This window comes from Bacillus cereus group sp. Bce041 (assembly GCF_052646455.1).
Genome location: NZ_JBQXON010000004.1, coordinates 353,773 through 366,781 on the forward strand (window position 1 = coordinate 353,773; position 13,009 = coordinate 366,781).

Below are 13,009 nucleotides of genomic sequence, written 5' to 3' on the forward strand. Positions count from 1 at the left end.
AAAAGACCAGCTTATCACTGCTCTGGTTTTTCATTATTTAACTTTTGAACTAAAGCTGTTAATATGGCCACATTACTTGTAAGTATCGCAACTTGACTTGTTAATGTAGTGACTTGCTCTTTTAGTTGTTTATTTTCTTCTTTAACTACATTTAACTCTTCGGTATTCTTTTTAACCTGTTCTTTTAGCTGGATAAATTCACGATACTGTTGTTGAAAAGCCGCAATGAAAATAGAGACCGTATTATATAGATTAATGGCTCGTTTCTCTTTATCTGTAAATATAGCATCCGTATCGTCTGCAATCATGCCAAAATATGTTTCAATTTCTTTTGTTGTATATGGTTCTGTTTGTTCTTCCGGCTTGTTCACACGCATTTGATACAGATCATACATATCGTCCTTGAAGTTATACTGTTTGATAGCTAAACTCATGATTTTATCAAGAGCTGAAAAAGAAATATCTTTTATATTTTCTTTCATATTTCTAGCTGATGTAGGATTAAATGCTTTCGCCCACATTTGGCCATTAGCATTTATATTTTCTTGCGCTCGTAGTGTTCTTAATTCTATATCTTTCCATCCTTGACCCATCATATCTTTAATCTGCAAGCCATTGTTATAACCTTGTACAAAACTTGACCTTATCATTGCATTACCCATGATTAAATCATGATCGGTGGCGCCGTTTACGAAATGTATTTTATAGTCACTGCCTTTTCTTTTGAAAGTAAACTGCCCCGAGTTATTTGTAAAAATATGCGGCTCAGTTGTAGTTACAGAGAAGTAACCATATCCTGGAGCCCATCCTTCAGATTCAAAAATAATATTATTCAAGTTTTGAAAACGAAATTGTCCATCTGAATATACGCTCAGATGTCCACCGTCATTATGCATTTGAATATAGTTTGACCAAATATTAGTTCCTTCTGCATTTTCTCCTTTAGAAATCCCAAATTTTGCATATGCTTTAGAAGGTTGATCAACTCCATTAATTCGCGGCATGACTTGATAAATATAAAACGATCCTGTACCCCTGTATTTAATATTGTCAGAACCAAGGACGAGTGAAGGTTGAATACTTCCATCATTTGTTTCCATAAATCCTATATAGCCACGTGGCTTATCTGCATCGAAAATCTTCATGTCTTGCTTATTTATTTCAACAAATCTGTTTCCACTCGTTTTAAGTGTTACTCCTTCTAAAACTTTCCCTTTGATATGCTCAGCTGTTACATATCCTATAAGATTAATTCTGGACCCCTGAATTAGAATTTCCTCAGCTGATTGATTAATCTGGGATATAACATCGCCTTTTTTAACCCTAGAATTAATATTTTGATTTGTTAAACTAAAAGCCGCTTCCATTTCTAAAACATAAGCAAATTTTTTGTCCGCATCCGTCTTTGAATACACTTCAGTCGCTTTAGCACGAAAACCTATTTCCTCGGTATTCTGCTTAATTTCTGTCTGCATGTTGGTAGTTACTGTATCAAAATCACTTTTCGCAACCTTATCTGCCACTAAGTCAACCAATTCTTTATAGTTGGTAATGTCTTTTGGATTTGGCATGTATACAGATGGTTCTTTTCCTTGCTGTAGCTGCGGTTGAGATACCCACATTGTGCCATTACGGCGTACCCATATATCTCCTTGCAAACGAGTTACAGGAACGTCAGGAGCTTTAATGGTTACACTAACTAGTATCCAGGAGCCATTAACTAATAACTCTTTTATTTCAGTTTGCTCATAACCTAATGCGGTTGAACCATTAAAGAATTGAAGCTTAACGCACGCTCCTTGGTCTAATAAGTTTTTATCTACTACATAAACCCATGCAGACAATACATAGTCACCGCTATTTTGTGAGGCTCCAATACTTTGAGCAATACCAGTCCAGCTATTTGCTGCAACCCCCGCATTTGCAATTCTGACCGAGTTATAACCGTCATGGCGTCTGTCTGTTACTGGTGTTACTGTAGCACCTGATACAACTCCTGCTACTGTCCATTTATCGGTACTAGCAACCTCATTTGTTATATTGCCATTAGCATCAACTGTTTTTTTCTTAAACTCTGTGTTGAAGAATTGATTTATACTGCCAAGTGCCCCTACATAAGCTTTCATTTGCTTTTCCGAAATTTTTGAACTTAATGAGTCTTTTGTTTGTGTAATTTCATTCTTGTTTTCTTGAATGAGCTTTCCTTGATCTGTTTGCGTTTCTGTTAGTGTTTTAATACTAAGAGAATTCGAATTTGTGGTCTGCTTCACTTCATTTAGAGTTGTTTGCATTGTACCTTGATCTTGTTGTACTTTCGAGATTGTTTTAGAGTTCGTATTTACTGTTTGCTGAATTTCATTAGTTGTTTGGGTAAAATCTGCTTTAGAAGTAACTTCATCGTTAGAAAGTTGCCATGTAGTTCGTATGTTACCTTCTTCAAATTTAGCGTGATATGAGTTTAAACTCCCATCAATATTGCGCCCAGAATAGTAGACTTTAATTTGAGTTACGTCTTTGTCTTTTGTTCTGAATGTAACTGATAGTGGCTCGTCTTTATAATCCACATTAATCTTTAATTGCGAGTCTGCGCGTACAGATTTCCATTCTTGCTCTCCATCTGCATACGTTATCGCTGTTTCTACACCAAACCAAGCATTTGTATTAAATTTTGTCATTTTACCAGTAAACAAAAATGAGATAGTAAAAATTTTATTTCTATAGTTGACCTTATCCGATAAAGTCATTTGTTTACTGTCTGACCAGGTTCCAGTCATGTTCTGTTTATTTAACCCTGTTTCTGAACCGCTAGCTAAATTGATTGAACCTACAGAAATATTATTTACAGTAGTTTTTAATTCTGTAATGGTGTTAGTGTTAGATTCGGCTGTCTGTTTAGCAGTATTAGCAGTTTGGCTTACTAGTTTAAGATTATCGTTTAGAGTCGTTATCTCCGTTTTCTCTGCTTTATTTTTAATTTCTTCAGCTGTGCGTTCAGCAGTCGTTTTTGTTTCATTTAATACTTTTATATCACCTTTACGGTTTGTTTCGTACACTTGCTTTCCAATAAGGTTTTCGTTTACCCAATCTTTTGTATAAACACCCTCTTTGTTGGCCTTTCCTTCAAGTTGCTGATTTAACCAAGTCTTATCAGGTATATCTTCAATTGTCTCTTTTAAAGTATCAATTTCTGTTTGTGCATTCTTTATATCTTTTTGTAATGGTCCTGTATCCGGAACAACCGATTCCCAAGCTGTACCTGTCCATATTTTTAAAATACCAGGCTTTCCATTACTAATATCACGCCATAGCGTTTTGTTTGGCTTAAGATCAGTAGTTGGTGGTTCTTTACCTTCTATAATATTAACCATATTATTTTCAATATTTTTTTTTAGTTGCTCTGATATATCTTTAGCCTCTTGCGATTCCTTTACAGCTTTTCCTGATTCTTTCTTTGCTTCTTCGGCCAACTTTTCTAGTTGTTCTAACAGTTCTTTGTTAGCCTTCCCCTCTAACCAAGCACGCATTTTGTTATATAATTTTCGTAATTCCTCGTTCGAATCTATAATCTCTCGATAGTCTCCAAATACATATTTATCTTGCGAAGGATCCGTATATGATTCATCACCAGCGATTGCCCTTGCTTCAAGGTATAACTTAGGTGTGAAGCCTGTATCTTTGATTCGGATTGTATCGCCCTCGTTAATGAGTTCATGTGCTAGTCCGAAAATGCGACCGATTGATTGTGCCTCTACTTCATACGAAACGGAAGAATTGACACGCTTTTTTAATTCCGTCTTCATCAAAGTCATTAATCGCTGCGGTGTCATATTTTGATCTTCTGTTTCTGGAGTGTAGAAACCAAATTTATGTTTACCATGTGCATTCCAGCGTTGAAAGGCATCGTTATTTGTAATATAAACAAGTCCGTTATTGATGCTCTCAACCGTAATAATTTCATCACCTTCACCTCGTACAAATCCGACTAAGGCGGTACAAATATCCCTGGAATGCTCAATGCGTCTAACGCCTACTAAGTCTTTTCCCAGGGTTACTTCCTTCCCTGTTTCTCTCCCTCGTTTATTTATCATATCGACGTACCATCCAGTAATTTGAGAACCAGATACTTCAACTCGATATTGGATTTCCAATTCAAACAAAGCTGCAATTTTCTTTAAAAAAGTAAGGGGATCGATGAATTCATCGATAGTCATCGTGTGGAACGAAGAATAATCCGTTATTCCACGTTGCCATTTTGAATCGGCAAGAGCGATATCAATAAACGTATTAACTGTTTCGCTCTCTATACGTTGAGGTTTAATAATCCCATCTTTGGCGATTTGAACCCAGGCACCGGAAGAGTGTACAGTTAATGATCTATCCTTTGAATCTTTTTCTACTTCATTATTAATAACATACGGAACAATTCGACCATCACGTACTTCCTTTAAAACCAAGTTCTGCTGTTGTAATGTAATTGCATGTGGAGTACCGTCAAAAATTTTGAACTCTAGCATATCAATGTTATTCTTGATTTCCCAATGACGCTTATCTTCCCAGTAGTCTTTTGGTTGAATAGCGGATAGAATTTGATCTGTTTTGAAATCAACAACATGAAGTAATCCGCTTGGTGTTCTCATCGAAATCGCTCCCTATATTTAACTTTTGCTGTTCCGATATTTGCTGGCATAATTTCAAGTTTATTCTGGCCCTTAGTAATTTTAGGATAATCACTGAATAATTCCTTCAGATTAATTGCACTTGAACCATTAATACTAACTAGACTTTTAGCTGTATCGATTTGTACTTTATCTCCTTTTCCAACAATATATGGAGGATTATTACTTGTATTTTGGTTAACTTTCCAAATCTTAATATCATCAACTGTCATAAGTACAGCCGGATTATTATTCCACCATTGACAGATAGAAATTTGTACCTGTGCAATTTTATTCATCAAAATCCCATCTTTGTCTACCCAACGAGCTTTTGCTCCAGCATCATCAATCTCAGTACCGTACGCAAATTTCGCAATATAAAACTCCCATTCATTCCCAATACGGTAAACACATAACTTTCCGTAAAAATTATTCCACGTCCAAGGATACATACCGCGCGTATGAATCATCATTTGTTCAGCTGGATGCCCTGGATAGGCAATCTTAGCAACACCAAAAGTTTCTTCAGCCTCCCAATATACATCGTTTAGCGACAATCGAACTACAGGTTTACTAGTCTCATCCAGTAGGGCCACTTCTACTTGTCCCATTTGTACATAACTACTGCAGTTGAACCTTACATAAGCATCCATTATAAAATCTTGTAATGGTCCGCTAGGAATACTTTTTTTAGCAATCGCTCCATGATTCCCTTTGTAATTCTGATCACCATAATCTTCTACATAAAATTGATGTCCATTAGATTTGAATGTACCTCCACCTTTAGTGTTTTCAAACTGTGATACACTTGTCCATCCTACTGTAGTAGACATTTCATCCCACATTACACGTTGTTTCCACTCTACTGGAAGTTGGTTTACTTGTAACGGGTAACCAATCCGAAAATAATCTTCTTTGTTTGGAAGATATACGCTCTTATTCCGAACATCTAAAAATGTAGAAGGGTTTTCAACTTCAATTTCGATGATAGGTTCTGACTCCGCACTGCCTTTATTTTGAATGTTGGCTATTAACCCTCGACCGTCATTTTCAAAGTCAACCGTTTTCTCATTCCCTAACTTATACGGCATTGGACATATTAGTGTAATAGTTGCTTGATGAATATTAGATTTTTCTAAAGTCTCCTCTACAGATTCCTTAATCCCGTAATACACAATATCCGGTTCGTCTGTGAAGGTAATTTTTACAGGTTCTTCTGTATCTAATAAACCATTCAATTCATCTATCCGTTTCCTTAGTTCAAAAAGAGAGACTCCCTTAAGAGAGAAATCTACTTCTAATACTCTCTTGGAAGTCCTTTTACTTAAAAAATATGAACCTGGGCGGTGAGGTACCGTTAACTCATTAATTTCGTCACTTAAAATTCCGCGACCTCTTATATCGTTAACCATAAAAAATCCTTTTTCGTATTTTTTCTCAAAGTATTCTTCTAAATTAATTTCATTAAAAACTAACAATATACCGCCCTCCTTTAAAATACGTCTTTCCGTTTTTTTACAGCCTCTTGCTCTCCAGTAATATCATCAACGAACCTATTAAACTCTTGTCTACCAAGCTGTATATTAATATACGCAGGTTGTCTTTCACTAGCAGTAGAATTCGAAGCAGTTCCGGCATCCGTACTTCCTGAGCTTGCTTGTGGTCTAGCTGTCTGGTATGCACCCAGTCCTCTAGGCATTCCGTATACAGTCTCTACTTGTAAAGCTTCCGGTTTCATCCATTCAGTCATTTGTTCGGTTGTTCTTTGTACAGCACCTTTCATGGCATCAATACCATTAATCCACCCTTTCATCATATTGACACCAATGAAATCTCTGAACCAACGACTCGGTGAGTGAATCGATAAAAGTCCTGAAATTTTATCTTTAATTCCATTTCCAATGTCCGTAATTTTGTCCCAAATAGCCCCTGCCATAGAGCTTATACCGTTTAAAAGCCCCTGCATCATATTTTTTCCTATGCTTCCTAAATCGATTCCGCTTAGGAATGACTTTACATTGCCAAAAATTTGAGTCACTGTGTTATAGATAGAATTTAGGATGTTAGATGTCGCTGACTTAGCCGCATTCCAAATTGAGGAAATGATGCTACCTGCTGCATTCATAACAGATGAAATAACCGAGCCTATCCCCGAGAAAATTGAGCTTACTAGAGAACCTATCGCTGATAGAACACTAGAAAAAATAGATTTCACTAAATTTAGCCCACCAGTCACGACCGCAGAAATTAAATTTATTGCCCCTTGGATGATATTTCCGATTAATGACATTACACTCGACGTAATGCCTTTCACCGCGTTCCACGCCCCGCTCCAATCTCCTTTTAAAACTGAAGTGAAAAGCTTTATTATGTTGGTGATTATCCCAATAACAGAGGTTATTATGCCCATAATAGCGGGAAAAACCGCCTGGACAATCGACAGAATAAATTGAATGGCCGGGATCACTACGCCTTTTATTATTGTTGCCAGACCTTCAAGTATCGCAGTTGCTACAGGAATCGCCGCTTGAATTATAGAAACTATTACCGGGAAAACCGCCTGGACTATTTGCAAAATTAAAGGAATAACTGTAGTCGCTATGATAGAGATTACCTGGCCTAATAATTGAATAATAGGAATCGCAACGGAAATCGCAGCAGCTATAATCCCAGCTATTACTGGGAAGACCGCTTGTACCGCCTGGAGAATAATCGGAATCACCGACGTCGCTATGATTGATAAGACTTCTCCAAACCCTTGAATCAGCATTCCTGCTATGCTAAACGCCGCCTGGATTACTTGTAATATGATAGGGAATGCCGTTTGAAAAGCTTGAGCGAATATCGGTAAAACTGTAGTTGCTAGCTCAGTAAAAATTTGAGCTACTTGTTGTATAGCCTCCGTTATCACTGGCATAATTTCTATTGTCGTATTTGCAAACATCTGAATTAATTCAGTAATCATAGGCATTACTTCTTGTATTACTTGACCAAAAAGTTTAAATAAATCAGACGCTAAAGGTACTACAGCTTGGATTGTTTCCCCAAACAAACGGAATAAGTCGAGTGCTATCGGTACTACAGCTTGTACTACTTCACTAAACAAACTAGCTATTGTAGAACCTAACTCACCAAAGGCCGCGCCTAGTTCAGAAAGAGCAGGTCCAAGTGTAGCGAAGCTTTCTGCTATAACTTGTCCCGTTTTCGCAAATTCAGGAGCAAGTGGTGCAAATGCTTGTGTAATCCCCTGAGCTATTGACTGAACAACCGGCAAAATTGCTGACATCACAGAACTAAAAATCGATTGTATAGACTGCCAAGCCGACATAAAAGCAGACTTCACTTGATCATTTGTATTTATCAATTTAAATATCGTAGCACCTAAAGAAGCTACAATAGCGATTACCCATCCTACGGGGCCTGAAACACCTAAAAACGATAAACCTAAACGTACAATTAATGGTGTTAAAGTGGCTATCGTATTTCCTATTGAGGAGAAAGACATTTTAATAAAATCAATTACTGGAGAAAGAGCTGATCCAATTCCAGCAAATGCTGAACTAAGTCCTGATATTGCTGAACTAAACGCACCACTTATCCCCTGACCAAATTCACTAAATTTTGATTTTATTACAGTTAACGAAATCTCTACAGCTGTTGCAAAACCAGAAAACACCTGACCTGCTTTAATTAACCCTGTCTCTAATGCTGCGCTGATTGCTGTACCCATTGCTGAAAATTTTTCCGGTATTGTCCCCAGATAAGAACCTAAAGAATCAAAAGCGGCTTTCATAGCCTCAACAGCTGCTACTGTCCCATTTTTTATTGATTCCCACGCATTATTCACAGCATTTCGGAAAGTCTCGTTATGTTTGTATAATTGGACTAGCGCTACCCCCACTAAGCTTAGAATTGCAATAATCGCACCAACCGGTCCTAACAATAATGCAAATCCGGCTCTTAATGCTGATAAAGTAGCCCGAAGCATTACCGCTGCTTTTGATGTTCCTGACATCCATATCATAAGTTGACCGAGGGTGATAATTGCACCACCGATTGCGTTAATAACAATACCCGCTACCGTTGCTATAACTAAAAAAGCCGTAGTAAATGCTACTACGGAAGCAATCACCGTCTGCACAGGAGCTGGTAATTTCATAAACGCGTTTGCCAAGGTTTCAACGACTCCAGCTACGGCCATTAATGCAGGAGCTAATGCATCAGTAAATGCACGTGCTGCAGCATCAAGAGAGGATTCCATTTTCGTGAGTGCTCCGGCCCATCCTTCAAGCATGGAGTCCGCAGCTTTTTTAGAAGCACCGTCCGAGTTCACTAAGGATTGTGTTAAAGCATCAATCTTTTCAGGCCCCGCTGCTACAAGTGCCATCATACCTGATACAGCTTCTGTACCAAATATTGTTGCTAGCGCCGCACCTTTTTGTGCACTTGTCATACCTTCCATTCCTGATTTCAACTCACCAATAATTTGAGACAATGGTTTCATATTACCTTGTTGATCCGTAATAGATACGCCAAGTCGTTTTAACTCATTCGCCGCTGCTTTTGGCGGTTTAACTAAACGTAGTAAAGATGCACGCAATGCTGTACCAGCTGTCTCCCCTTTAATACCGCTATTTGACATAATACCAACAGAAGCCGCTAGTTCTTCCATCGATATGCCTAATTGAGCTGCGGGACCCGCCGCATATTTAAAAGCGTATTGCATATCTCCTACCCCCGCAGCTGTAGCGTTTGCGGCTGTTGCAAGAACATCAGCAACATGTGTACTTTGACTTGCCTCCATACCAAATGAGTTTAAAGCTGACGTAATCGTATCAGCAACCATTCCCAGGTCTTCACCTGATGCAGCCGCTGCACTCAACACACCAGGTAATGCGGACGTTGCTTGAGCCGAATCGAAACCTTTCGCACCCATTTCAGCAAAAGCCGCTGCTACCTGCCCTGTTGAATACACAGAATCTTTTGCCATATCAAGAATCGCTTTCTTTACTTGACCGTAGTCACCTGCAGTTAAAACTGCTGCTTTACGAGTTTGTGATTCAAATTCTCGTGACTTTTGAATCATACTTCCTAAAGCAAAAGCCGACGCTGCAGCTGCAGGACCAAAAGCATTTTGCATTGTTTGTCCTGTTTGCTGTACACGTCGGCCCATTTCAATTGCTTGATTACCTACTTCTTGAAATCTAGCACGCCACCCTGAATAATCAGGAGGCGGTGGTGCTGGTGGCGCTGGCGGTAATGGTGGAGGTGACGGCGGTTGCGGTGCTGGTGGGATAGGAGGTGGTCTACTAATCTGCTGAAAAAATGTATTCCATGCTTGTGTAGCTCTTCCAAGGTTACTTATTAAATTAGATATGTCTGCAATCACCTGAGTTTCTACCTTGTTCTGGCTCATTCACCTCACCTACCCTTCCTCTTCTTGTATTTGACTTCTAATCATTGATTCTATTTGATCAAAGAACGATTCGTTTCTTTGAATTTTTTCAACTACTTCTTTCCGTTCATTTGCTTGTTTTTCAATATCACGAACACTTTCTGGACGGGTATATATATCCGCTAATGACTTGATTTTGTCACTTTGAGCATTTCGATTAAACAAAGCTTGTACACTTGCAAACTCGTACTTATCAAGTAGTTGTTCCTTATATCCGTTCAACATAAGGTGATACTCCTTGAGACTAATACGCCAAGATTGCAAGGTGGTCATATTAAAAAAACGAAAACACTCACCTTGCAATTCATCAATATTTATGCGTACAGGTTCTCGAACGATTTCTGTTGCTCCACTGTCATTGTCCCTAGAAGTTTCTTCACTGTCTTCTGGAAGAAAAAACTATTTAGCACAACTGCTTTGTTGTACTTTAGAATTTCATCAAGGTCTAGTTTTTCAGCATTAAACATATTTTCAATCTCTTTCTGTACAGCTTCATACGTGATTCCCTCATTTGTATGAATCAGTGCGTAATAAACCACATCCGTGAAATTAGTAATTCCGCCCTGCATGGTTTGGGAAACGAATTGCATCGGCCCACCGTTTTCATCTAATAACCTCAGTGCCTGTAAACAGAATTTCAGTTCTTGTTCTTTACCATTAATTACGAAACGTGTATATGATTTTTCAGCCATAATAATTACCTCCAATTTTTTGTTCAAAATAAAAAAGCGTTTATATGAACGCTTATTCAAATCTCAATTATTTATTTTCCAGGAATTCATCCATTGTCTTATTAAGCAAACTAATCATTGCTTCTCTTCGCTCACGCGGCGTTGTATTATCGTATAACTCATTGTGAATTTCGCTTACTTTTGCCAACTTCTGAGGGTCAACTTGCTTAGCTACTTCCTCATGCCCACCAAGCAATAAAATTGTATTGCCTATAATAACCGCTTGCTCTTGTTTGTTTAGTTTCATTGTTCGCCCTCCTCTGACAAGCTATCAATAATCTTATTTAAAACACTAACTGTCGCTTCACCACATTGTCTCGCTGTTGAATTTCGAGTCGATTCCTCACATAATTCTGATAAACGATTTAAATCAACGTGAGGAGCCAATGCATCCTCTCCGAATGTTGAAAGAATTGAAGATGCGATTGCAATTTTTTCGATTTTAGAAATATCCAAAAATCCCTACCCCCATAAACATACTTAATTATTAATAAATAGACTTACTATTACGCTCCTGGTGTAGCTACGTCACCAGAAGGCGCACCTTCAGGTACTTTATTAAGCGTCCCTTTAGAAATTTTACCATTTAATTTTAAGCCAATAGAATACTTTGAGTACTCCTCATTTTCATGAGAAAGTTCCAAACTATTCAACATGTATGTTCCTGATTTAACTTTAAACTCAGAAGCGGTTGCACTACGTAGGTTAACTTCATGAATTCTTACTAAAACTTTATTAAGAATTGCTTCTTCTACATAATCAAGTCCCTCGTCACCTTCAGTACAAATCCCTTCAATGCTAGCTGATTGTGTTACGTCACCGTAATCAGATCCACTCTTATCTTTTGTTTTCAACTCGATTTCTCCAGCCTCAATTGATCGTGAACCTGACGTTTGGTTAAAAAATCGAACTGTTTTTGTAGTCTTCCCATCAGGTTGCGGAATGTCAATCAAGTAAAGCGTTTCGGCACCTTTAAACTCAGGTGCATTACTTTTTTTCACTTCTGCCATTTTTAGTCCCCCTCTAATTTCTGATTGTTATAGTAATAAAACTCAAATGTTTCGCTGTTAAAATCTCAACGTCTTTTTGAGACAGTGGTTCAAAATCCTTTACTTTTGCATTAAAAAAACCGATTCGTTCTGGATTCTTTTTACTTGTATCGTACAAGTCAATTGAACCCTTTTCGAATCGGTTAATTATTCTATCTTGCAAATCATTCCTATCAAAAACTTTATCTGCATACACACCAACTTGAATCAGGTGATTACGCGAGAAATTCTCCTTTGAAAACCTGCTAATTGTTCCTGACAAATCCTCAATGGTAATAAAGGGTTTGTCTTTTCCTGATACAGAAACACCATCGTATATCCATGTAGTAGGTGCAAAAACATCCAGCAACTTTTTTAATGAGTACATTACATCATTCAACATAATTAATGCCCCTTCGCTACACGTTGAACAGTTTTGTTTATATCCTCAACAAATGGTTGCTCACCTTCAAATGCTGTTTTACGCATAAAACCTTTTTTGGTTTTGTGCGTAAATTCTTGTACCGCCGCGTAAATAAGAGGAGATCCATACGTACCAATAATTCTTGCACCGACTATCATCTTTACACTTGCAGGAATACTTTCAGATAAAGGACCGTGTAATATCGGAGCACGATTAGATGCTTGATTAGCCTGTAGACGTGTATGTTTTTCTACCATTTGTTCAATTGGTTTTTTGTAACTATTGGGGTTATGTGCTTTTAACACATTTGATTTTCCTTTAACAACAACTCTGATTCTCATCAAATCACCCTCTTTACAATGACCTCACGACGGTTTACGCCACCAAGCCCTCTTTCATCGATAAGTTCGATAACGTAAAAAACACCTTTACGTTCAATTTTTTCAATGTTCTCTAAGTCCAGATTAAGAGGAAATGTAACAAGCGCCTCTCCTTTTTTAACATCGAGATCAGCGAACTTCGTCTTTTCCACTGACGTGAATTTCTTCCAAACTAATTGAACAGCTTCTTTTCGGGGGTCACCTTGGACTTCTTCTCCTGTAATTGGATCCTTTTCAGAAACCCCTTTAATGTATAAAATTACCGGTTCTCTACGTCCCTGCTCAATCATTTCACGATTTTCACGAATTTCATTAATATCATCCTCAGTAAGCAAT

Annotated in this window: 11 protein-coding genes; all 11 read right to left on the reverse strand. The window is 37.8% G+C overall.

What is annotated here, in order from left to right; translation table 11 throughout:
- Positions 1 to 14: 14 nt before the first annotated feature.
- Positions 15 to 4,637 carry a phage tail spike protein gene (locus ACUN13_RS16060; protein WP_440039307.1) on the reverse strand — a complete coding sequence of 1,541 codons (4,623 nt, stop codon included), beginning with the start codon at positions 4,635 to 4,637 and terminating at the stop codon, positions 15 to 17.
- Positions 4,634 to 6,133 carry a distal tail protein Dit gene (locus tag ACUN13_RS16065; protein ID WP_440039308.1) on the reverse strand — a complete coding sequence of 500 codons (1,500 nt, stop codon included), beginning with the start codon at positions 6,131 to 6,133 and terminating at the stop codon, positions 4,634 to 4,636. The genes ACUN13_RS16060 and ACUN13_RS16065 overlap by 4 nt, the downstream gene beginning before the upstream one ends.
- Positions 6,134 to 6,147: 14 nt before the next feature.
- Positions 6,148 to 10,044, reverse strand: a complete 3,897-nt coding sequence (locus tag ACUN13_RS16070) for a phage tail tape measure protein (RefSeq protein ID WP_440039373.1) — start codon at positions 10,042 to 10,044, stop codon at positions 6,148 to 6,150.
- Positions 10,045 to 10,080: 36 nt separating this feature from the next.
- Entirely contained in the window at positions 10,081 to 10,335 is a 255-nt protein-coding gene (locus ACUN13_RS16075) for a hypothetical protein (protein ID WP_000931847.1), read from the reverse strand.
- Between the two features lie 89 nt (positions 10,336 to 10,424).
- Positions 10,425 to 10,802, reverse strand: coding sequence for a tail assembly chaperone (locus ACUN13_RS16080; RefSeq protein ID WP_136983591.1), 378 nt, complete (start codon positions 10,800 to 10,802; stop codon positions 10,425 to 10,427).
- Between the two features lie 67 nt (positions 10,803 to 10,869).
- Positions 10,870 to 11,088 carry a hypothetical protein gene (locus ACUN13_RS16085; RefSeq protein WP_440039310.1) on the reverse strand — a complete coding sequence of 73 codons (219 nt, stop codon included), beginning with the start codon at positions 11,086 to 11,088 and terminating at the stop codon, positions 10,870 to 10,872.
- Positions 11,085 to 11,297: a hypothetical protein gene (locus ACUN13_RS16090; protein WP_000355285.1), complete on the reverse strand. Its 213-nt coding sequence runs from the start codon at positions 11,295 to 11,297 to the stop codon at positions 11,085 to 11,087. Before ACUN13_RS16090 ends, ACUN13_RS16085 begins: the two co-directional genes overlap by 4 nt.
- Before the next feature lie 50 nt (positions 11,298 to 11,347).
- On the reverse strand, positions 11,348 to 11,851 hold the full coding sequence (locus ACUN13_RS16095; protein ID WP_000852561.1) for a phage major tail protein, TP901-1 family: 504 nt from the start codon (positions 11,849 to 11,851) through the stop codon (positions 11,348 to 11,350).
- Positions 11,852 to 11,864: 13 nt separating this feature from the next.
- A complete protein-coding gene (locus ACUN13_RS16100; protein ID WP_061684689.1) occupies positions 11,865 to 12,272 on the reverse strand; it encodes a hypothetical protein in 408 nt (135 codons plus the stop codon).
- A gap of 2 nt (positions 12,273 to 12,274) precedes the next feature.
- Complete coding sequence (locus ACUN13_RS16105; protein ID WP_440039313.1) at positions 12,275 to 12,634, reverse strand: hypothetical protein; 360 nt, start codon at positions 12,632 to 12,634, stop codon at positions 12,275 to 12,277.
- Positions 12,634 to 13,008: a hypothetical protein gene (locus tag ACUN13_RS16110; protein WP_325098390.1), complete on the reverse strand. Its 375-nt coding sequence runs from the start codon at positions 13,006 to 13,008 to the stop codon at positions 12,634 to 12,636. The genes ACUN13_RS16105 and ACUN13_RS16110 overlap by 1 nt, the downstream gene beginning before the upstream one ends.
- Position 13,009: the final 1 nt, after the last annotated feature.

What these genes read in the sequence shown, in the direction of transcription:
- ACUN13_RS16060 (WP_440039307.1), bottom strand. Translation starts at nt 4,637, where the DNA reads ATGAGAACACCAAGCGGATTACTTCATGTTGTTGATTTCAAAACAGAT.
- ACUN13_RS16075 (WP_000931847.1), bottom strand. Translation starts at nt 10,335, where the DNA reads ATGTTGAACGGATATAAGGAACAACTACTTGATAAGTACGAGTTTGCA.
- ACUN13_RS16080 (WP_136983591.1), bottom strand. Translation starts at nt 10,802, where the DNA reads ATGGCTGAAAAATCATATACACGTTTCGTAATTAATGGTAAAGAACAA.
- ACUN13_RS16085 (WP_440039310.1), bottom strand. Translation starts at nt 11,088, where the DNA reads ATGAAACTAAACAAACAAGAGCAAGCGGTTATTATAGGCAATACAATT.
- ACUN13_RS16095 (WP_000852561.1), bottom strand. Translation starts at nt 11,851, where the DNA reads ATGGCAGAAGTGAAAAAAAGTAATGCACCTGAGTTTAAAGGTGCCGAA.
- ACUN13_RS16100 (WP_061684689.1), bottom strand. Translation starts at nt 12,272, where the DNA reads ATGTTGAATGATGTAATGTACTCATTAAAAAAGTTGCTGGATGTTTTT.
- ACUN13_RS16105 (WP_440039313.1), bottom strand. Translation starts at nt 12,634, where the DNA reads ATGAGAATCAGAGTTGTTGTTAAAGGAAAATCAAATGTGTTAAAAGCA.